Source organism: Neobacillus massiliamazoniensis (assembly GCF_001048695.1).
Lineage (GTDB): Bacteria > Bacillota > Bacilli > Bacillales > Cytobacillaceae > Neobacillus > Neobacillus massiliamazoniensis.
The window spans coordinates 566,311-588,146 of sequence record NZ_CVRB01000004.1 but is presented as its reverse complement, the minus strand read 5'-3'; the positions used below and the strand labels follow the sequence as shown (position 1 = coordinate 588,146).

The 21,836-nt window shown below is 40.0% G+C and carries 22 protein-coding genes; 21 read left to right on the top strand and 1 reads right to left on the bottom strand.

Going from position 1 to position 21,836, the window contains the following annotated elements:
- The first annotated feature begins 248 nt into the window (after window positions 1–248).
- Both BN1082_RS20820 and BN1082_RS20815 read left to right on the top strand, forming a co-directional pair.
- Window positions 249–1,175: an ABC transporter ATP-binding protein gene (locus tag BN1082_RS20820; RefSeq protein WP_090637741.1), complete on the top strand. Its 927-nt coding sequence runs from the start codon at window positions 249–251 to the stop codon at window positions 1,173–1,175.
- Window positions 1,168–2,118 (top strand): ABC transporter permease, encoded by a 951-nt coding sequence (locus BN1082_RS20815; RefSeq protein ID WP_090637739.1) that lies wholly within the window; start codon window positions 1,168–1,170, stop codon window positions 2,116–2,118. Before BN1082_RS20820 ends, BN1082_RS20815 begins: the two co-directional genes overlap by 8 nt.
- Window positions 2,119–2,278: 160 nt before the next feature.
- Here the strand turns inward: BN1082_RS20815 and BN1082_RS20810 are convergent, their stop codons facing one another.
- Window positions 2,279–3,550, bottom strand: a complete 1,272-nt coding sequence (locus tag BN1082_RS20810; protein ID WP_090637736.1) for a replication-associated recombination protein A — start codon at window positions 3,548–3,550, stop codon at window positions 2,279–2,281.
- Between the two features lie 205 nt (window positions 3,551–3,755).
- On the opposite strand from BN1082_RS20810, the gene cymR reads away from it, so the two are divergent.
- From cymR to greA, 19 genes are all read left to right on the top strand, one after another.
- Entirely contained in the window at window positions 3,756–4,175 is a 420-nt protein-coding gene (cymR, locus tag BN1082_RS20805; RefSeq protein WP_090637734.1) for a cysteine metabolism transcriptional regulator CymR, read from the top strand.
- A gap of 44 nt (window positions 4,176–4,219) precedes the next feature.
- Entirely contained in the window at window positions 4,220–5,362 is a 1,143-nt protein-coding gene (locus BN1082_RS20800; RefSeq protein WP_090638474.1) for a cysteine desulfurase family protein, read from the top strand.
- 40 nt (window positions 5,363–5,402) lie between these two features.
- Window positions 5,403–6,521, top strand: a complete 1,119-nt coding sequence (gene mnmA / locus BN1082_RS20795) for a tRNA 2-thiouridine(34) synthase MnmA (protein WP_090637732.1) — start codon at window positions 5,403–5,405, stop codon at window positions 6,519–6,521.
- A gap of 80 nt (window positions 6,522–6,601) precedes the next feature.
- The gene (locus BN1082_RS20790) at window positions 6,602–7,255 is read left to right on the top strand and encodes a tetratricopeptide repeat protein (RefSeq protein WP_090637730.1); all 654 of its coding nucleotides are present in this window, start codon (window positions 6,602–6,604) and stop codon (window positions 7,253–7,255) included.
- 39 nt (window positions 7,256–7,294) lie between these two features.
- Entirely contained in the window at window positions 7,295–9,703 is a 2,409-nt protein-coding gene (gene recD2, locus BN1082_RS20785; RefSeq protein ID WP_090638471.1) for an SF1B family DNA helicase RecD2, read from the top strand.
- 34 nt (window positions 9,704–9,737) lie between these two features.
- Window positions 9,738–10,214, top strand: coding sequence for a PRC-barrel domain-containing protein (locus BN1082_RS20780; RefSeq protein WP_090637727.1), 477 nt, complete (start codon window positions 9,738–9,740; stop codon window positions 10,212–10,214).
- 11 nt (window positions 10,215–10,225) lie between these two features.
- Window positions 10,226–10,417 carry a hypothetical protein gene (locus BN1082_RS20775; protein ID WP_090637725.1) on the top strand — a complete coding sequence of 64 codons (192 nt, stop codon included), beginning with the start codon at window positions 10,226–10,228 and terminating at the stop codon, window positions 10,415–10,417.
- A 21-nt stretch (window positions 10,418–10,438) separates the two neighbouring features.
- Window positions 10,439–10,573: a DUF3918 family protein gene (locus BN1082_RS20770; RefSeq protein ID WP_090637723.1), complete on the top strand. Its 135-nt coding sequence runs from the start codon at window positions 10,439–10,441 to the stop codon at window positions 10,571–10,573.
- An 86-nt stretch (window positions 10,574–10,659) separates the two neighbouring features.
- Window positions 10,660–11,730 (top strand): AI-2E family transporter, encoded by a 1,071-nt coding sequence (locus BN1082_RS20765; protein ID WP_090637721.1) that lies wholly within the window; start codon window positions 10,660–10,662, stop codon window positions 11,728–11,730.
- A 333-nt stretch (window positions 11,731–12,063) separates the two neighbouring features.
- Window positions 12,064–14,694, top strand: coding sequence for an alanine--tRNA ligase (gene alaS / locus BN1082_RS20760; RefSeq protein WP_090637719.1), 2,631 nt, complete (start codon window positions 12,064–12,066; stop codon window positions 14,692–14,694).
- A 198-nt stretch (window positions 14,695–14,892) separates the two neighbouring features.
- Complete coding sequence (locus BN1082_RS20755; RefSeq protein ID WP_090637717.1) at window positions 14,893–15,159, top strand: IreB family regulatory phosphoprotein; 267 nt, start codon at window positions 14,893–14,895, stop codon at window positions 15,157–15,159.
- 3 nt (window positions 15,160–15,162) lie between these two features.
- Window positions 15,163–15,579, top strand: coding sequence for a Holliday junction resolvase RuvX (gene ruvX, locus BN1082_RS20750; RefSeq protein ID WP_090637715.1), 417 nt, complete (start codon window positions 15,163–15,165; stop codon window positions 15,577–15,579).
- 13 nt (window positions 15,580–15,592) lie between these two features.
- Window positions 15,593–15,883: a DUF1292 domain-containing protein gene (locus tag BN1082_RS20745; RefSeq protein WP_090637712.1), complete on the top strand. Its 291-nt coding sequence runs from the start codon at window positions 15,593–15,595 to the stop codon at window positions 15,881–15,883.
- 256 nt (window positions 15,884–16,139) lie between these two features.
- Complete coding sequence (mltG, locus tag BN1082_RS20740; RefSeq protein WP_090637710.1) at window positions 16,140–17,276, top strand: endolytic transglycosylase MltG; 1,137 nt, start codon at window positions 16,140–16,142, stop codon at window positions 17,274–17,276.
- Between the two features lie 242 nt (window positions 17,277–17,518).
- Window positions 17,519–18,175, top strand: coding sequence for an O-methyltransferase (locus tag BN1082_RS20735; RefSeq protein ID WP_090637708.1), 657 nt, complete (start codon window positions 17,519–17,521; stop codon window positions 18,173–18,175).
- The gene (locus tag BN1082_RS20730) at window positions 18,168–19,097 is read left to right on the top strand and encodes a peptidase U32 family protein (protein WP_090637706.1); all 930 of its coding nucleotides are present in this window, start codon (window positions 18,168–18,170) and stop codon (window positions 19,095–19,097) included. The genes BN1082_RS20735 and BN1082_RS20730 overlap by 8 nt, the downstream gene beginning before the upstream one ends.
- Window positions 19,098–19,120: 23 nt before the next feature.
- On the top strand, window positions 19,121–20,392 hold the full coding sequence (locus BN1082_RS20725; protein WP_090637704.1) for a peptidase U32 family protein: 1,272 nt from the start codon (window positions 19,121–19,123) through the stop codon (window positions 20,390–20,392).
- Window positions 20,393–20,397: 5 nt separating this feature from the next.
- Window positions 20,398–21,030 carry a uridine kinase gene (gene udk / locus BN1082_RS20720; protein ID WP_090637703.1) on the top strand — a complete coding sequence of 211 codons (633 nt, stop codon included), beginning with the start codon at window positions 20,398–20,400 and terminating at the stop codon, window positions 21,028–21,030.
- 174 nt (window positions 21,031–21,204) lie between these two features.
- Window positions 21,205–21,681: a transcription elongation factor GreA gene (greA, locus tag BN1082_RS20715; RefSeq protein WP_090637700.1), complete on the top strand. Its 477-nt coding sequence runs from the start codon at window positions 21,205–21,207 to the stop codon at window positions 21,679–21,681.
- The last annotated feature ends 155 nt before the right edge of the window (window positions 21,682–21,836 follow it).

Sequence of the window (21,836 nt, the reverse complement as noted above, 5' to 3'; positions counted from 1 at the left end):
ATAATGCCTCCTTTTTTGTGGGAGATATTATGTCTATCAGCGAATCACAAGTTTCTATCCGCGAATCGAACAATTAACCATGTCTTTCCTACTTATATCAGTCTGAAGACCTAGAAATATTTCCATCTACAGCCTTTTAGAAGCATCCTTCAAAATCGATATAATCATTTTGAAGAATTTCCTAAAAATGAAGAAAATTTCCCTACAATCCGTTAAAATGAATAGGGGATTAAGAGAGGAGAGAGAATTTGGAAACAGTTGTTGAATTGAAAAATGTCACCAAAGTAATTAAAGGAAGAACGATTATCGATAATATCAGTTTTCAAGTAAATAAAGGCGAGGTATTTGGCTTTTTAGGACCGAATGGGGCTGGAAAAACGACCACGATAAGGATGATTGTCGGTTTGATGGGAATGACATCAGGTGACATCCTGATTAAAGGCTCTAGTATAAAAAATCACTTTGAGGATGCTGTAAGTCATATTGGTGCTATTGTTGAAAATCCAGAAATGTATAAATTTTTAAGCGGCTATCAAAACCTAATACATTATGCAAGAATGTCAAAGGGTATTACGAAAGAAAAAATTGATGAAACGGTTAAATTGGTTGGGTTAACTGACCGTATTCATGACAAGGTTAAAACATATTCTCTAGGAATGAGACAAAGGTTAGGACTGGCACAATGTCTTTTACACGATCCTGAGGTCTTAATTTTAGATGAACCAACAAATGGCCTGGACCCTGCAGGGATAAGGGAAATCCGTGATTATTTACGCCTACTTGCTCGGAAAAAAAATATGGCCGTCATTGTATCAAGCCATTTGCTTTCGGAAATGGAAATGATGTGTGACCGGATTGGGATTATTCAAAATGGTAAGTTGATTGATGTTCAGTTAGTTCAAGAATTTGTTCATGGAAGTGAGGGTACATACGAATTTGAGGTTGTTCCTAGTGAAAGAGCCCTTTCCATCATCCAGTTAAATTTCCCTGATCTCCATGTGACACGTTCTAGTAATGGGATATCCTTAGGAGTATCGAAAGAAGAAATCCCGGTATTAGTAAAATTATTTGTCGAAGCTGAAATTCAAGTATTTGGAATAAAGGAACAAGCGAAAACACTTGAAGATCGCTTCCTCGAAGTCACTTCAGCAAAGGAGACATTAGGCCGTGTTTAAACTAATCCAAAATGAACTGATGAAAATTTTTAAACGACCTGGAACATACGTTATGATTGCGATTCTAATCGTGATTACTTCCATTGCCGGTGCGTTTACTAAGTACGAACAGAGAGGGCTGGATGCTAAAGTCGATCCAAAATGGGAGCAAAACTTAAAAGAAGAAAATGCTGCATTGAAAAAGCAATATGATGCAGCCCCCAACAAAATGGTGAAACAGAGTTTTAAAAAGGAAATAGCAATCAATGAGTATCGGTTAAACCACCATATTCAGCCTGAGTCTGGGTATAATGTTTGGAATTTTGTGAAAGAAGTTTCAGGGCTCATTTCGCTAGCAGGCTTATTTACGATTATCATATCGGCAGGAATCGTCGCTAGTGAGTTTAACTGGGGGACGATCAAGCTTTTACTAATTCGACCGATTAATCGCAGCAAAATATTAGCTTCTAAATATTTAACGGTAATCTTATTTGCTTTCTTGATGATGGCCATCCTTTTTGTTTATTCAACTGCGCTTGGTGCGATCCTCTTTGGTATGCCAGAAAAAGCTGCAAATTATTTAAATTATTATAATGGTCATATTACCGAGCAAAATATGATGGTTCATTTAATAATTTATTATGGCTTAAACTCCATTGATATGTTCATGCTTGCGACTATGGCATTTATGATCTCCTCTGTTTTCCGGAACAGTTCTTTAGCCATCGGGTTATCGATATTTTTATTATTTACAGGTTCAACACTAACGAACTTAGTTGCCATGAAATTTGATTGGGCTAAATATATTTTGTTTGCGAATACGAATTTAATGAATTATTATGATGGAACACCAACCGTTGAAGGAATGACGATGACGTTTTCTGTTGTGATGATTATCATTTATTTCTTGATTTTCCAGGCCCTAGCTTTTACTATCTTTAAGAAAAGGGACGTTGCTGCTTAATAAGAAATGCGAAAGGCGCCCGTCTATCGGCTTGTGACCTCGAGCGGATGGCGCCTCCGACGAAAAACTCACGTTTTTCGGCGTGCGAAGTATCGCTTCCGAAACTTACTCTTATGGAACAGAAAATAGCGAAAAAAATAACCTTCGGACTTTCCGGAGGTTATTTTTTTCGATTAAGATTTTCATATACACTAGCAAGGGCTTGTTCGAATTTTCCGGTCCTTTTTGGCTGATAGTATTGTTTGTCTTTTAACCGGTTTGGCAGGTACTGCTGCGGAACCCAGCCTGTTTCATAATTATGCGGGTACAAGTAGCCGATTCCCCTTCCCAGCTCTTTTGCTCCTTTATAATGGGCATCACGAAGATGGTCTGGTACTTCGCCGACGATTCCTTTTTGGATATCAGCAAGGGCTGCTTCAATTGCCAAGACTGCGGAATTGGATTTTGGCGATAAACATAATTCAATTACAGCATTTGCAAGTGGAATCCTTGCTTCAGGAAAACCGATTCGTTCGGCTGTTTCAATGGCTGCCAAAGTCCGCGCTCCTGCTTGAGGATTAGCAAGACCAACATCCTCGTAGGCGATTACAATTAATCTCCTGCTGATACTTGGAAGGTCACCCGCTTCAATTAATCTTCCAAGGTAATGGAGAGCGGCGTTGACGTCACTGCCACGAATTGATTTTTGAAAAGCGGAAAGAACATCATAATGTTCATCGCCATCCTTATCTGCAATCAAACTTTTCTTTTGCAAGCATTCTTCGGCTGTTTGCAAATCAATATGGATGATTCCTTCCTCTTCCTTGTCTGATGACAAAACAGCTAATTCAAGGGCATTAAGGGAGCTGCGTACATCTCCGTTCGAAGCGTAGGCAAAATGCATAAGTGCTTCCTCGGCAATCTCTATTCTAAGCTCGCCAAACCCTCGCTCTTTTTCCGCTAACGCTCTTGTTAAGGCCAGCTTCACTTCTTCTGGTGTTAACGGCTTAAGCTCAAAAATTTGGCAGCGACTACGGATTGCAGGATTAATGGCATGATAAGGGTTACTCGTTGTGGCACCGATTAAAGTAATCATCCCGTTTTCTAAATAGGGCAGCAGGAAATCTTGTTTTCCTTTATCCAAACGATGGACTTCATCCAAGAGGAGAATCACTTTGCCGGACATTTTTGCTTCTGCAGCGACTATTTCCATATCTTTTTTATTGTTTGTTACCGCATTGAGAGTACGGAAAGCGTATTTTGTACTTCCGGCAATCGCACTGGCAATCGAAGTTTTGCCGATACCGGGCGGACCATATAAAATCATGGAAGTTAACTGCTTTGCTTTTACCATTCTGGCAATTATTTTACCGTCAGCAACAAGATGCTGCTGACCGACAACCTCTTCGATTGTTCTAGGACGCATTCGAAAGGCTAGAGGCTTTTGCTGCATCATTCATCTCTCCAATAAATCATCATTATCTTTACGATAACATGTTTTATATTAGAAACAAAAGTATATATTTTGACTTCGAGAATTGTTCAGCTCCGGGCACACTAAGCATATAAAAGACGAATGTGATATAATATCTAATGCCTATCAAATTAGTATGGATTTTGTTATGATTATTTAAATAATAAATTGAGGAGTATACAAGATGAAGATTTCTACGAAAGGACGTTACGGTCTTACCATTATGATTGAATTGGCCAAAAAGCATGGGGAAGGTCCGGTTTCTTTAAAAACAATTGCCCAGGCCAACGATTTATCTGAGCACTATCTTGAACAATTAATTGCCCCGCTTAGAAATACTGGCTTAGTAAAAAGTATTAGGGGAGCATATGGAGGTTATATTTTATCTGACGTTCCATCAAAAATTACAGCAGGAGATGTGATTCGTGTCCTCGAGGGGCCAATTACTCCTGTGGAAGGAATTGAAGATGAAGAGCCTGCTAAAAGGGAGCTATGGATTCGAATTCGCGATGCCATTAAAGAGGTTTTGGATAATACCACTCTTGAAGATTTAGCAAGTCATAGTGAAGACGGAGAAGCAGACGCTTATATGTTTTATATTTAATGTAATAAATGAAGGGTAAGAATTAATTGATTGAAGGTGTACCAATGGAAAGAATTTACCTAGACCATGCCGCGACCACACCGATGCATCCAAAAGTGATGGAAAAAATGATGGAAGTAATGAATTCTACGTTCGGGAATCCTTCCAGCATTCACACTTTTGGCAGGGAAGCACGGCATCTACTTGACTTAGCCCGTGAAACGTTAGCGAAAAGTATCGGTGCCAAGGAGCAGGAAATAATTTTTACGAGCGGTGGAACTGAAGCGGATAATATGGGTATATTTGGTATTGCAGAAAGCTATCAACATCAAGGCAAGCATATTATCACCACACAAGTTGAACATCATGCTGTTCTTCACGCCTGCCAAAAGCTTGAAAAAATGGGCTACGAGGTTACGTATTTGCCTGTGGATGAAACAGGAAGAATATCGCTTGTTGAACTGCGTAATGCCTTACGAGATGATACGATTTTAGTCACAATCATGTACGGCAACAATGAAGTTGGAACCATCCAGCCAATCAATGAAATCGGGGAACTTTTAAAAGACCACCAAGCAATATTTCATACCGATGCAGTTCAGGCATATGGAATCGAAAGAATTGATGTTCAAGAAAGCAACATTGATTTATTATCAGTATCGGCCCATAAAATTAATGGCCCAAAAGGTACGGGCTTTCTCTTTGCACGAGAAGGTATCAAACTGTTACCGCGTTCCTTTGGCGGTGATCAAGAACGAAAAAGGCGAGCTGGTACAGAAAATGTGGCCTCGATTGCGGCGTTTAGAGAAGCTGTTTTCATTTCGGGTGAAGAGCGGACAGCTAAAAGAGAGAAGTTTAAAAGCTTTAAAGAAATCTTTATGAAAATGTTAAAAGAACAACAGGTAGAATTTCACTTGAACGGTTCGCTTGAAAACTCGATGCCACATGTATTAAACTTAAGTTTTCCAGGGACAAACGTGGAAGCCATGCTCGTGAATCTCGATTTAGCGGGCATCGCTGTTTCGAGCGGCTCGGCATGCACAGCGGGCTCTATTGAACCATCCCATGTTCTCGTTGCTATGTTTGGAAAAAAATCTGAACGGATACTTAATTCAATCCGTTTTAGCTTTGGGTTTACTACGACTGAAGAACAGATCATCAAGGCTGCTGAAGAAACAGCCCAGATCGTTTTCCGTCTGAAAAAATAAATTCACGACTAGTTTCAAGAGTGAAGAGAGGTGAGAAACAATGGAAAAAAAAGATCCTAAACACACAAGAGTGGTTGTAGGTATGTCCGGTGGGGTCGATTCCTCTGTTGCTGCATTGCTGTTAAAGCAGCAAGGATATGACGTGATCGGTATTTTTATGAAAAACTGGGATGATACCGACGATAACGGAGTTTGTACTGCTACAGAAGATTACAATGATGTCATCCGTGTTTGCAATCAAATCGGTATTCCTTATTATGCAGTAAATTTTGAAAAGCAATATTGGGACAAAGTATTTACTTACTTTTTAAATGAATATCGTGCGGGCAGGACCCCTAATCCTGATGTGATGTGCAACAAAGAAATTAAGTTTAAGGCCTTTTTAGAGCATGCCATGAATTTAGGTGCGGATTATCTTGCCACTGGTCATTATGCCCGAGTTGAATTCCGTGATGGTGAATATAAAATGCTGCGCGGGGTGGACGAAAATAAAGACCAAACCTATTTTTTAAACCAGTTAACGCAGGAACAAATTAGCAAGGTCATGTTCCCAATTGGAAATCTTGAAAAAGCAAAGGTCAGGGAAATCGCTAGAGAAGCGAATCTTGCGACGGCTGCGAAAAAGGATAGTACCGGGATTTGCTTTATCGGGGAACGAAATTTTAAAGAGTTTTTAGGACAATATCTTCCTGCACAACCAGGTCCGATGGAAACGTTCGATGGAGAGGTTAAAGGTCGGCATGAAGGCCTTATGTACCATACAATTGGACAGCGTCACGGATTAGGGATTGGCGGCTCAGGCGAACCTTGGTTTGCGATTGGTAAAGACTTGAAAAGGAATGTCCTCTATGTTGGCCAAGGTTTTCATAACGAAAAACTTTATTCAGATTCAATTATTGCCACAAACGTAAGCTGGATGTCTGATCGAAAAAAGGTAGATGAATTTGAATGTACCGCCAAATTCCGATATCGCCAAGAAGACCATAAAGTAAAGGTCCGTCTCTTGGATGACCAAAGGTGCGAGGTACTATTCCATGAACCAATCCGCGCTGTTACGCCCGGACAAGCAGCTGTTTTTTACAACGGCGATGAATGTCTTGGCGGAGGAACCATTGACGAAGTTTATAAAAATGGCGAACGCCTGACATATGTTGGCTAACCTAAAACCCTGATTCCCATTTCGGAATCGGGGTTTTTAGCGAAATATGCTATACTTTCAATAGAATGGAGTTGAATTAGATGGACAAAAACCAATTAGGTTTAAAATACATGAATGAAGGCAATATGGAGGAAGCAGTCAAAACGTTTAATGAGGCCATTAATGAAAACCCTGCTGACCCAATTGCTTATATTAATTTTGGTAACGTTCTTTCCACACTTGGCGAATATGAAAAGGCCTTAAAATTTTTTCAAAAAGCAATCGAATTAGATGAAAATGCTGCTGCAGCATATTATAGTGCCGGAAATCTATTTTTCGAACTTGAACGTTTCAATGAAGCGAAAAAAATGTTTGAACAGGCGATGAAAAAGGGATTGGAAACAAGCGATAATTACTTCATGCTTGGGCTTTCGCTTGTCCATTTAGACAATAATAAATTTGCACTCCCCTTTTTACAAAGAAGCATTGAATTAAATGAAAATGATGCTGAAGCACGTTTTCAGTATGGTTTATGTCTGGCGCAGTGTGAGATAATTGATGGGGCGATCGCTCAATTTGAAAAATGTATTGAGCTGGATCCCAAACATTCTGATGCTTATTATAACTTAGGAGTTGCTTATGCTTTTAAGGAAAAGGCAGAAGATGCATTGGAAATGTTTAATCATGCATTAGAAATTCAACCGGATCATTTACTGGCAAGTCATGCCAAAAAAATTGTGGAAATGGGTCAATAATAGATATGATTTTTGGAGGAAGGAGGGAGTTATTTGGGAATGCAGGAGTCACTTGATTTGTTCACTGATCAGGGGAAATTTGTAAAAGGGCGACCGATTGTGACCATTTTTCACAATGAGCAGAACCTATATACGGTGTTAAGAATTCGCGTGGATGAGACCAATCATCAGTACGAAGACAAAGAAGCCGTTGTTACAGGCTATTTTCCAAGGATTCATGAGCAAGAAACGTATATATTTTTCGGAGAATTTAAAGATCATCCCAAGTTTGGTCTGCAATATCATGCCAGCCATTTTCGTAAGGATATGCCACAATCGGAACAAGGGGTTATTGCTTATTTATCTGGAGAAATGTTTAAAGGGATTGGGAAAAAAACAGCTGAAAGCATTGTGAAAACCTTAGGTGAAAATGCGATTTCTAAGATTCTTAACCAGCCTTCCCTACTCGATTCGATTCCAAAGCTTCCTCCTGACAAAGCAAAAATGCTCTACGATACTTTGATGGAGCATCAAGGGCTCGAGCAAGTTATGATTGCCTTAAATCAGTATGGGTTTGGCCCGCAAATTTCGATGCGGATTTATCAAGCATATAAAGAGAAAACGCTTGATATGATTCAAAACAATCCTTATCAATTGGTAGAAGATATAGAGGGCATTGGTTTTGGTCGTGCAGATGAGCTTGGTTACCAGCTTGGAATTTCAGGCAATCATCCTGACAGGATTAAGGCTGGCTGTCTTTATACCCTCGAAAATGAATGTAATCAAACAGGGCATGTATTTGTATATGCCGAGGACCTGCTTGAACAAGTAAAGGTTTTATTGGAAGAGAACAAACGTGATCAAATTGATTATTTAGATATATCATCGGAGCTCATTAAGCTTGAAGAAGAAGGGAAAATAGTTGGCGAAGAAAAACGCGTCTACTTGCCCTCTTTGTATTTTGCAGAAAAAGGTCTTGTTACCCAAATTAAGCGAATACTTGAGCAAACAGAGTATGAGGAACAATTTCCCGAATCGGAATTCTTGCTTGCATTAGGAGACCTTGAGGAACGGCTAGGTGTCCAGTATGCACCGACCCAGCGGGAAGCCATTCAAACGGCATTAATGTCGCCAATGCTTATATTAACTGGAGGACCGGGCACAGGTAAAACAACTGTCATTAAAGGGATTGTGGAGCTTTACGCCGAGCTGCATGGCTGTTCATTAGAATTGAAGGACTATTATAAAAAGGATGAACCGTTTCCGTTTTTACTGGCGGCACCGACAGGAAGAGCCGCCAAAAGAATGAGTGAATCAACAGGGCTGCCTGCGGTAACCATTCACCGACTGCTTGGATTTAACGGTACTGATGGCTTTGACAGTGATGAATCAAGTCCACTTGAAGGGAAAATCATAATTGTAGACGAAACATCTATGCTTGATATCTGGCTTGCAAACCAATTATTTAAAGCCCTTCCTGAACATATTCAAGTTATTCTTGTTGGCGATGAAGACCAGCTCCCATCGGTTGGACCAGGGCAAGTATTAAAGGATTTGCTAAGATCGCAGCGCATACCGACGGTTAGGTTAACAGACATTTACCGACAAGCAGAGGGGTCCTCGATCATTGAACTAGCCCATGATATTAAAAAGGGCTATCTGCCAGCTAATGTAACAGCTAGACAGGCAGACCGTTCGTTTATCAAATGTTCAACAGCGCAAGTCCCCCAAGTCGTTGAAAAAGTGGCGTTAAATGCCAAAAGCAAAGGCTATTCTGCTAAGGATATTCAAGTGTTGGCACCTATGTATCGTGGCCCAGCGGGAATTGACCGTTTAAATGTTTTGCTACAAGAAATTTTTAATCCAAATCCGGATGGCAAACGAAAAGAAATCGCGTTTGCTGATGTGAAGTATCGAATTGGAGATAAAGTACTTCAGTTGGTGAATCAGCCGGAAAATAATGTGTTTAACGGAGATATTGGGGAAATTATCTCTATCATTTATGCAAAAGAAAATACCGAAAAACAGGATATGATTTATATTTCCTTTGAGGGAAATGAAGTAACCTATACAAAGCAGGATTTAAACCAAATTACGCATGCATACTGTTGCTCCGTACATAAATCACAGGGTAGTGAATTTCCAATTGTTATCCTTCCGGTTACCCGGAGTTATTACCGGATGCTCAGGAGAAATTTAATTTACACGGCAATTACAAGAAGTAAACAATCCTTGATTCTTTGCGGTGAAGAAGATGCACTGAGGATGGGTGTCGAAAGAGCCGACGAATTAAGCAGACAAACAAGCCTTTGTGAAAAGCTGCAAGCGGTCATTTCCTTAAAACCAAGTTCATCAAAAGAAGAAGAAATAGCCAGCAATGGATTGACCCTCGAAGAAGAACTCATGCAGGTTAATCCAATGATCGGAATGGAAAACGTTTCACCTTATGATTTTTTAATAAATGACTGACACTATAAATGTTCGAGAGGAGGTGGAGCACTCTTTGCGAACATTTTCTTTATTAAAGGGTCAGCCTGTTTTTGAAACAAAAAGTGGAACAAAAATCGGTGTGATTAGTGATTTATGCATTACCAGCAATGGGATCGTAACCGGTCTGCTAGTTAAAAAAGGCGTATTCTTCAAACAATCAGCCTTTTTGGACATTAAAAAAGTGGCTTCTTTTGGTTGGGATGGGGTCATGATTGAGGACAGCAATCACTTAGAAAAGCTGAAAAACAACCCTGAGTATACATTCGCCCATCAGCATTCCTTAGATGGAGCGATGATGCTCTCTAAAAGCGGGGAAACGCTAGGATTGTTAAAAGATGTATACTTTCAGGAAGAAGTGGGCACAATCGTAGGGTACGAAATTACGGATGGCTTCTTTTCGGATATTACGGAAGGGAAACAAGTCATTCAATCCGACATGCCCCCAGCAATCGGAAAGGATGCCATCATTGTAGACGTTGATCATACGTGAGGTGTCTTTTCATGCTTAAGTGTCCAAATTGTCGTAGCAAGGATATTGGGAAAATCGGCATTAACCAATACTATTGCTGGAATTGTTTTATTGAGTTAACAGTTTCCAAAGGACTCATCAATACCCACCAAGTTGAGGAAGACGGGTCACTTAGCTCCTTAGATGATTTGTTTGAAGAAGAAGATCGTCGTTACACCCTATAATTTTTTTAAGAGGTGAAACGTATGAATAGAGTGATGACATCGATGATTGCAATTGGTGCAGGAATAGCAGCCTACAATTTGGCTCAAAGGACCAATATGATAACAGGCCGGAATATGAGAAGAGTCCAAAGAAGAATGATGAGAGCTTTTCGTTAAAATGAATCCCCCTCAAAATAGAGGGGGATTTTTTGATGCATAATTCTAAGTAGTGCCTCTAACAATAATGCTAAGGAGGCATGGACGTGGATATCCGAATGAAATGGTTTTACCGAATTGGATTTATACTCCTTATCTTAATCGCGATTTATGTATTTATAAAAATCCGCTTTGTTTGGCTCCCAATCATAAAGGTAGTAGTCTTTATTATTCTGCCCTTCCTCATTGCCGGATTTATTACCTATTTGCTTCGTCCGGTCGTTGAAAAGCTCCATGAAAAAGGGATGCACCGGGGATTTGCTATCTTTTTGATCTACGTTCTTTTTTTTGGCGGAATTGGCTTCGGCTTGTATAGAGGGATTCCTGCTTTTATCAACCAATTAAAAGACTTGTCTGAGAGTGCTCCCATTTTTACGGAGCAATATCGCGGCTGGATTGACCAGCTTCAAAAGCATACCAGAACATGGCCAGAGGGGCTTCAAGGGAGAATGAATGATGGCATTGATGCCTTTGAAAAAAAAATAGACTCCTTTTTGGCGCTTATCGTAACAATTTTATTAAACTTTTTAAATTCGGCATTAGTCATTATGATGATTCCATTTATCGCCTTTTATATGTTGAAGGATTTCCATTTGATAAAAAGAGGGGTATGGTATTTAACACCAAAGCAGTGGAGACAGAAGGGTTCACTATTTTTAAAGGATGTGGATGAATCACTTGGAAGCTATATAAGAGGGCAGCTGCTTGTTTGTTTCGTTATCGGCGGTGCCGCTGCTCTTCTCTTTTGGATTTTTCATCTAAGATATCCATTGCTTTTAGGATTTATGGTCGGAATTACCGATGTCATCCCTTATTTTGGACCAATTATCGGGGCGATTCCAGCAGTGGTGATTGCTGCGACGGTTTCAGTTAAATTGGTAATCATCACAATAGTGATTATTTTAGTGCTCCAATTTCTTGAGGGAAATATCTTATCTCCCATTATTTTTAGTAAAAGTCTAAATTTACACCCAATCCTCATTATGTTTGCTATCACAGCAGGTGGGGAAATTGGAGGAGTGATCGGTCTGATTTTGGCTGTGCCTGTCCTGGTTGTCCTAAGAGTCGGGATTGTCCATGCCAAAAATCATTTTATCCACACAAGAAACCAGGATTGATTGACAAAAGCTAGAGCGATGGCTATAATTCGTCATATAGTATACTTGTGTAAAAATGTCGAAGGATCCAGTATGTTATAGTCCATCTGTAACGCAGTGTGCGTTTAAGAGAGGAGCTTCCACGGCTGAAAGAAGCTCTAGGTGAAGGATGACAGAACGCTTATCCGGAGTGCAGCTAATCACTGCCGTTTTTGCCGCGTTAAGGCATGTTTGAGAGATGAGTACAGATGATTGTATTCATAATCAGGGTGGTACCGCGAGCTAAGCCCTCGTCCCTGTTTTGGGGATGAGGGCTTTTTTGTATGCTTTTTTAATAAAAAGGAGGTCTAAATCATGAAAAATTTAACTGGTTCGCAAATTCGCAAATTGTTTTTAGAATTTTTTAAAGAGAAGAATCATGCCATTGAACCAAGTGCTTCACTCGTTCCGCATGATGATCCTTCCCTGTTATGGATAAACAGTGGTGTAGCAACACTAAAAAAATACTTCGATGGCCGGGTCATTCCTGATAACCCGCGAATTACGAATGCCCAAAAATCAATTCGTACCAATGATATTGAAAACGTTGGAAAAACAGCAAGACATCATACTTTCTTTGAAATGCTCGGCAATTTTTCTATCGGCGATTACTTCAAAGTGGAAGCAATTGAGTCGGCATGGGAGTTTTTAACGGATGAAAAATGGATGGGTTTTGACAAGGAATTACTTTCCGTTACCATTCATCCTGAGGACACAGAAGCATTTGAAATTTGGAATAAAAAGATTGGTATACCAGAGGAACGAATTATTCGCCTTGAAGGAAACTTCTGGGATATTGGCGAAGGCCCAAGTGGTCCTAATACCGAGATTTTTTATGACCGTGGCCCTGAGTACGGAGATGATCCTACAGATCCGGAATTGTATCCGGGCGGTGAGAATGATCGCTATCTTGAAGTCTGGAATCTTGTTTTTTCACAATTTAACCATAATCCAGATGGCACTTATACACCTCTTCCAAAGAAAAATATTGATACCGGAATGGGTTTAGAACGGATGGCATCTGTTGTTCAAAACGTACCTACAAATTTTGATACCGACTTATTTATGCCAATCATCCGTGTAACAGAAGAAATGTCAGGGGCTACATATGGTGGAGACAAGGAAAAAGATGTGGCGTTTAAAGTCATTGCCGACCATATACGTACTGTTGCCTTCGCTGTTGGCGATGGGGCACTTCCTTCAAATGAAGGGCGTGGTTATGTTCTACGTCGCTTGCTGCGCCGAGCTGTTCGCTATGCGAAGCAAATCAATATTAACCGTCCATTTATGTATGAGCTTGTACCTGTAGTCGGAGAAATCATGCATGATTTTTATCCAGAGGTAAGGGATAAGGCTGAATTTATCCAAAAGGTCATTAAAAATGAGGAAGAGCGTTTTCATGAAACCCTTCATGAAGGGTTAGCCATTCTTGCTAGTGTAATCAAGAAGGAGAAAGAAAAAGGCAGTGATACGATTTCTGGAGCGGATGTATTCCGCCTTTATGATACTTACGGATTCCCGGTTGAGTTAACAGAAGAGTATGCGGAAGAAGAAGGCATGAAGGTTGACCATGCCGGATTTGAAACAGAAATGGAACAGCAGCGGGAACGAGCTCGTGCCGCTCGTCAAGATGTCGATTCCATGCAAGTTCAAGGCGGCGTACTTGGTGAGTTAAAGGTAGATAGTAAGTTTGTTGGCTACGATCAGTTACATACCAATTCAAATGTGCTTGCCATTGTCAAAAATGGTGAACTCGCCCAGGAAGCAATAAGCGGTGAGGAAATACAGCTAATTCTTGATGTGACACCGTTCTATGCTGAAAGCGGCGGACAAATTGCCGATCGGGGCACAATAGAAGGTGAAGGCGTAACAGTATCCGTAAAGGATGTCCAAAAAGCACCAAACGGACAAAACCTTCATAAAGCTGTTGTGGTGTCAGGCACCCTAAAAGCGAACCAAAAGGTAACAGCAACTATTGACCAAACAAACCGTGTTAAAATAATCAAAAATCACACGGCTACCCACTTGCTGCACCGTGCATTAAAGGATGTGCTTGGAGAGCATGTCAATCAGGCAGGTTCTCTTGTAGAACCTGATCGACTAAGGTTTGACTTCTCTCATTTTGGTCAAATCACGCCTGATGAATTAGAGCAAATTGAGAGAATTGTGAATGAAAAAATATGGCGGAATATTGAAGTTGACATTAGTCAAAAACCAATATCTGAAGCAAAATCAATGGGCGCAATGGCACTCTTCGGTGAAAAATATGGAGACATTGTCCGAGTAGTAAGGGTTGGCGATTACAGTCTAGAGCTTTGCGGTGGTTGCCATGTACCAAATACATCCGTTATCGGACTGTTTAAAATTGTTTCTGAGGGCGGAATTGGCGCCGGAACGAGAAGAATCGAAGCTGTGACGGGAGAATCTGCTTACCTTTTGTTACATGAGCAAGCAGGATTACTGAAGGATGCGGCTGACAAACTAAAAACAAGTCCGAAAGAGATTGTTAATCGTATTGATGGCTTAATCGGTGAAATCAAACAGCTGCAGCGTGAGAACGAATCGCTCTCCGCTAAGTTAGGAAATATAGAGGCCGGCAATCTCGTGGCACAAGCTAAAGAAATAAATGGTGTTACAGTGTTAGCTGCGAAGGTTCAAGCGGATATGAACAACCTGAGAACGATGGCTGATGACTTGAAGCAAAAGCTTGGTTCTGCAGTAATTTTATTAGGCAGTGCTCATGAGGGGAAAGTCAATTTGATTGCGGCTGTTACGAAGGATTTAATAGATAAGGGCTATCATGCCGGCAAACTTGTAAAAGAAGCTGCTGCTCGCTGTGGCGGAGGCGGAGGCGGCCGTCCTGATATGGCACAAGCCGGCGGAAAAGATCCTGATAAACTGGATTCCGCACTTCAAATCGCTGAAGAATGGGTAAAATCAATTTGATAATGAAACAAAGTAGTGTAAAATGAAGGTAACCAGAAAAGCGGAAGCGCCTTGCTCAGGGGCGACAGGCATAAGACGAGCCGGCGAGAAGGTTGTTTTTTAACCTTCTTGACGGATTAACTTATGACCCCGAGCCCCTAGGCGCTGTAGCTAGACCAATAGCAATTCTCTCCTCTAATATGAAGCGGGGTGTATGAAATGAGCTCATTTGACAAAACGATGCGGTTTAATTTTTCTGAAGAGCCTTTTGAACATGATGTAAAAGATGTGCTTTTTCAAGTTTATGAAGCACTGCAGGAAAAAGGATATAATCCAATCAACCAAATTGTCGGTTATCTTTTATCTGGAGACCCAGCCTATATCCCTCGTCATCGCGATGCTCGTAATATTATCCGTAAGCTTGAACGTGATGAAATAATTGAAGAACTGGTTAAATCCTATTTAAAAAAACAACGTGAGGTTTAATGAATGCGCATGATGGGATTGGATGTAGGTTCTAAAACAGTCGGAATTGCCTTAAGTGATGAGCTTGGGTGGACGGCACAGGGCCTCAAAACTCTCAAAATCAATGAAGAAAAAAATGAGTTTGGTTTTGATGAAATTGGTCAATTAATAAAAGAGTATGAAGTTAGTAAGGTTGTCATCGGTCTGCCGAAAAATATGAATGGTTCGATTGGTCCCCGCGGTGAAGCGAGTCAGCAATATGCAAAGGAAATAGAAACAAAATTTGCTGTTGAGACCGTTTTATGGGACGAGCGTCTTACGACAATGGCTGCAGAAAGAATATTACTTGAAGCTGATGTTAGCCGGAAAAAACGTAAGAAGGTCATTGACAAAATGGCAGCGATGATGATTCTGCAAGGCTATCTTGATAGCATAAAATAAATGAGGTGAAGAAATGGAACACGGAGAAAATCAAATTACGATTGTAGATGAAGAAGGTAACGAACAATTATGTGAAGTATTATTTACATTTGAATCAGAGGAATTCGGCAAGTCATATGTCTTATTCCAGCAAGTTGGCGAATATGATGAAGAGGAAGGCCCAGAAATTCATGCATATGCCTTTACTCCGACTGAAGACGGTGAAGAAGGCGAACTAATCCCAATCGAAACGGATGAAGAATGGGACATGGTTGAAGAAATGTTAAACACCTTTTTCGATGAACAAGAAGACGAAAACGAATAATTTGTAAGAACCGGTCAATTGATGACCGGTTTTTCTTATGAAATAAAAAAATTCCACTTTGAGAATTGTACGGCTGTATAAGAGTAAGCAGGTGCTTCCGTTTTTCTAATTGTCCAGCTCCAGCGCCTGATCAAGGCGCTTCCGCTTTTCTATCAAAATTGACATTTTTCGCACATTATGCTGAAATAGTTACGATAACTTTTATTCATTTTTTTACAAAAGTTATACCTCAAGGTTATTGGGGAAGGGGAGTAATATGGCAGCAGACGATAAAAATCAAAATCCAAATAAAAAAGCTCAGCAAAATTTACTTGAACATTATCATGAAGCAAAGCTTGTCAGAAAAATAGTAATGGGTATTACAATAGCTGTGCTTTCATTAATTCTTTTAATTGGCGGCGGTGGATATCTATACATAAAATCAGCGCTGAAACCATTGAACGCAAACAGCAAGATTACTAAAAAAGTCAATATTCCGATCGGATCATCAGTAACTAGCATTGCTGATAAATTGGTAGAAGATGGGATTATCAAAAATGCAAAGGTATTTAAATATTATGTTAAATTAAAAAATGAAGGCGGGTTTATGGCAGGGGATTATGAACTAAGTCCGTCCATGGACGTTGCCGAAATCGTCAGCCGTTTAAAAACGGGGAAAGTGCTGAAGCAGGCTAGCTTTAAGGTAACCTTTCCAGAAGGACAGCAGTTAACGGAAATCGCGCATGTCATGGCAAAAGCAATCCATAAATCAGATAATGAAGTGTTGACGACATTAAATGACCCAGCGTTTATCCATTCCATGATGGCAAAATACCCTAACTTACTGACAAAAGATATTCTAAATCCGAGTGTGAAGTATCCGCTTGAAGGGTATTTGTACCCGGCAACCTACTCGTTTTACACGCCTAATCCTTCTGTTCAAGAAATGGTTGAAGTAATGCTTCAAAAAACGCAAAATGTCTTGGGAAATTACGATGAAGTAAGAAAGAAAAAAAATCTGACGGTTCATCAATTATTGACAATGTCGTCACTAATCGAACAAGAAGCAACAGCAAAAGCTGACCGTAAATTAATTGCAAGTGTGTTTTATAACCGCATTGATAAAGGAATGCCATTGCAAACCGATCCTACGATTTTATATGCACAAGGAAAACACAAAGATAAAGTCTTATATTCGGATTTAGAGGTAAGTTCACCTTATAATACTTATCAACACACCGGTCTTCCTCCAGGGCCTATTTCCAATTCTGGCGAAATCTCGATCGATGCCGCCTTAAACCCTGATAAAACAGATTATTATTATTTCCTAGCAAAACCTGATGGAAGTATTATTTTCTCGAAGACGCTTGATGAACACAATCGGGAAAAAGCCAAATATATTTCCAGTAAATAAAAATGATTTTAAGGGAGAATGGTTAGCATTTCTCCCTTTTTTATGATAAAATAATTCAAGTGTTTTTATAAAGGATCTATAGCGTTACTCACAGTCATGTAGCTTTCTGGCAGTTTTTGCCTTACTCAATCGATTATTGTAAGTTTTTTCGATGAGTTGTTAGTTAACTGTGAACGCTATTTTTTCATGTCTAAAGAGCATTAAATTGTCTAAAATGCTTTTATATGCGAGGTGAGGGCAGCTTGGAAAATGAAAAGCTGCATTCTTATATTGAAAGTCTTGTTCCGGAGCGCAATCTATTGCTATCAGAAATGGAAGGATATGCGAAGGAACAGAATGTCCCTATTATGGAGCTTGCAGGTATTGAAACGATGCTTCAGCTGTTGCGAATTCATCAAGCAAAAAAAATTCTTGAGGTTGGAACAGCAATTGGATATTCAGCATTACGCATGGCAGAAGCTTTGCCAGATGCCAGTATTGTGACCATTGAGAGGGATGAGGAGCGCTTTCAGTTAGCGGAGGAATTTATACATCGGTCTCCTAATCAGGAACAAATTATCCTAATAAAAGGGGATGCACTTGAAGTAGAAGAGATCGTTCAGGAACATGCTCCATTTGATGCGATTTTTATCGATGCTGCTAAAGGTCAATATAGAAAATTCTTTGAGCTTTATTCTACCTATCTTCATGAGGACGGAATCATTATTACTGATAATGTTTTATTTAAGGGACTTGTAACCGAAACTGAGATTGAATCAAAGAGAACAAGAAGCATTGTTAAAAAGATTGATGAATTTAATCGTTGGCTTATGAACCACCTAGATTATGATTCTGTCATCCTCCCTGTCGGAGATGGGGTTGCGATTAGTAAACGAAAAAGAGGTGAAAAAAATGGCTAAACTTGAACTACTAGTCACGCCGCATACATTTGAAGATATTCTTCCTTTAGCTGAAGCGGGTGCAGACGCCTTTGTTGTAGGAGAAATGAGGTATGGATTGCGTCTTGCAGGTGAATTTAACCGTGAGCAGGTCAAAAAGGCAATTGAACTGGGCCACTCCCAAGGGAAAAAAGTCTACGTTGCCATGAATGCAATTTTTCATAATGAAAAGGCCAACGAGTTGAGCGAGTATATTCGATTTGCCGCAGACGCAAATGCTGATGCCATCATTTTTGGAGACCCTGCTGTCTTAATGGCAGCGAGGGAGGCCGCGCCGGAAATGAAGCTCCATTGGAGTACGGAAACGACCGGTACGAACTGGTATACATGTAATTATTGGGGCAGAAAAGGCGCTAAGCGGGCCGTTCTTGCCCGTGAAATTAATATGGATGCCATTATAGAAATCAAAGAGAACGCGGAAGTTGAAATCGAGGTACAGGTTCATGGCATGAGCTGTATGTTCCAATCGAAGCGTTCACTCCTTGGTAATTATTATGAGTACCAAGGAAAAGTGTTAGAAATCGAAAATCGTAAATTGCAAGACCAAATGTTTTTGCATGATAAGGAGCGCGGCAATAAATATCCGATTTTTGAAGATGAAAATGGGACCCACATTATGAGCCCAAGCGATATGTGTATGATTGATGAACTCCAAGACATGTTAGACGCAGGTGTTGATTCTTTTAAAATTGACGGAATTTTAAAGAGCGCCGAATATCTCTTAGAGGTAACAAAAGCCTATCGTGAGGCGATTGATTTATTTATGGAGGACCCGGACCTTTACGAGGATAAGAAGAATGAATTGTTGGCTAGAATCGAGGAAATCCAGCCTACAAACCGTTCGCTTGATACAGGCTTCTTTTTTAAAGAAACCGTTTATTAAAACATAAAGGAGGGATATGGATCATGACTGAAGTTAAGGATAATATTTCTGAAATCATTGATGGAAAGCGTGTCATTGTCAAGAAACCGGAACTCCTTGCTCCTGCTGGCAACCTTGAAAAGTTAAAGATTGCTGTTCAGTACGGGGCAGACGCGGTATTTATTGGTGGTCAGGAATATGGTCTTCGTTCTAACGCTGATAACTTTTCATTAGAGGAAATGAAAGAAGGCGTTGAGTTTGCGAAAAAGTATGGCGCAAAAATTTATATCACCACGAATATTTACGCCCATAACGAAAATATTTCTGGTTTAGAGGATTATCTGCTTGGTTTAAAAGAAGCTGGTGTGGCAGGTATTATTGTCGCAGACCCGCTTATTATTGAAACCTGCCGAAAAGTGGCACCGGAAATTGAAATTCATTTGAGTACTCAACAATCCCTTTCAAACTGGAAAGCAGTCCAATTTTGGAAGGAAGAAGGCTTGGACCGTGTCGTTTTAGCCCGGGAAACCGGTGCAGAAGAGATCAGAGAAATGAAAGAAAAGGTTGATATTGAAATTGAAACCTTTATTCATGGTGCAATGTGTATTGCATATTCTGGCCGCTGTACATTGAGTAACCATATGACAGCAAGAGATTCAAACCGCGGCGGTTGCTGTCAATCATGCCGCTGGGATTATGATCTTTATAAATTAGAAGCGGATGATCAAGAAACAGCTCAGTTTGCTGAAAATGATTCTCCATTTGCCATGAGTCCAAAAGATCTAAATTTAATTAAGGCGATCCCGCAAATGATTGAACTAGGAATTGATAGCTTAAAAATTGAGGGTCGGATGAAATCTATCCATTATATTGCAACAGTCGTAAGTGTGTACCGTAAAGTGATCGATACGTACTGTGCTGACCCAGAGAATTTTGTCATCAAAAAAGAGTGGCTCAAAGAACTTGATAAATGTGCAAATCGTGAAACAGCACCTGCATTTTTTGAAGGGGTACCTGGGTATAAAGAGCAAATGTTTGGCAATCATAGCAAGAAGACAAGTTTTGAATTTGTCGGTCTTGTGTTGGATTATAATGAAAACACTCAAATGGTAACTCTTCAGCAGCGGAACCATTTTAGACCTGGCGATGAAGTAGAATTCTTCGGTCCGGAAATTGAAAATTTTACGCATGTGATTGATAAAATTTGGGACGAAAAAGGGAATGAACTGGATGCTGCAAGACATCCACTTCAGATTGTACAATTTAAATTGGACAAACCGGTTTACCCTAACAACATGATGCGAAAGGAGAACTAGAAAGAATGCGCAAACCAGTTGTTATTGGTGTAGCCGGCGGCTCAGGCTCCGGAAAAACCAGTGTTACAAAAGCCATTGATGATAGCTTTAAAGGTCATTCAATTTTAGTACTTGAACAGGATTATTATTATAAGGATCAAAGTCATTTGCCGTTTGAAGAGCGTCTGAAAACCAATTATGATCATCCACTGGCATTTGATAATGATTTACTTATGGAGCATATCGAGAAATTGTTACGATTTGAGCCAATTAATAAGCCAGTATATGATTATTCGATTCATACTCGTTCCGATAAAATCATAGCAGTCGAACCAAAAGATGTTATTATTCTTGAAGGGATCCTTATTCTTGAGGATGAACGGTTAAGAAATATAATGGATATTAAACTTTTTGTCGATACAGACGCGGATTTACGAATCATCCGTCGCATGCAACGGGATATTAAGGAACGGGGGCGTACCCTTGATTCTGTTATTGATCAATATGTAAATGTTGTTCGTCCGATGCATAATCAATTTATTGAACCGACAAAACGTTACGCGGATGTCATTATCCCGGAAGGTGGCCATAATCATGTAGCCATCGATTTAATGGTCACAAAAATTCAAACAATTCTTGAACAAAAGTCAATTTTATGAAACAATAGCAAAAGAAATGCAATATATAAAATTCCATGATGGATAAATATTTTTTCTTGCGCGCCCTTAAATAAAGGACGCGCTCCTATCTATTTATTCTAATTGGCAAAAACCTACATACATTTTATATACAATCTAATGGTGGATTGTGAAGATAAGAAGGAGTGAGAAGTTTTGGCTGTAGAAAAAGAATTTCCGATGACATTAGCAGGAAAAGAAAAACTTGAACAGGAACTTGATTATCTAAAAACCGTCAAACGTAAAGAGGTAGTTGAAAGGATTAAAATCGCAAGAAGCTTCGGCGATTTATCTGAAAACTCTGAGTACGATTCAGCAAAAGAAGAACAAGCTTTTGTCGAAGGACGTATTACAACGTTAGAAAATATGATTCGTAATGCCAAGATTATTGAAGAGGGTGAAATGGCAAGCGACTCAGTATCATTAGGTAGATCTGTAACATTTATTGAACTGCCTGATGGTGATGAAGAAACGTATACGATTGTCGGTAGTGCCGAAGCAGATCCATTTGAAGGGAAAATCTCGAATGACTCTCCGATTGCTAAAAGCTTAATCGGCAAAAAAGTAGGAGACCAAGTCTCTGTACAAACTCCAGGCGGTGAAATGAGCGTCCGGATCGTTTCTATTAAATAGAAAAGCGGAAGCGCCTTGCTCAGGGGCGACAGGCATAAGACGAGCCGGCTTGAAGGTTGGTTTTTAACCTTCATGACGGATTGGCTTATGACCCCGAGCCCCTAGGCGCTGAAGCTGGACAATTCTCGAAGTCAAAATTGTCTTTTAATAAAGTT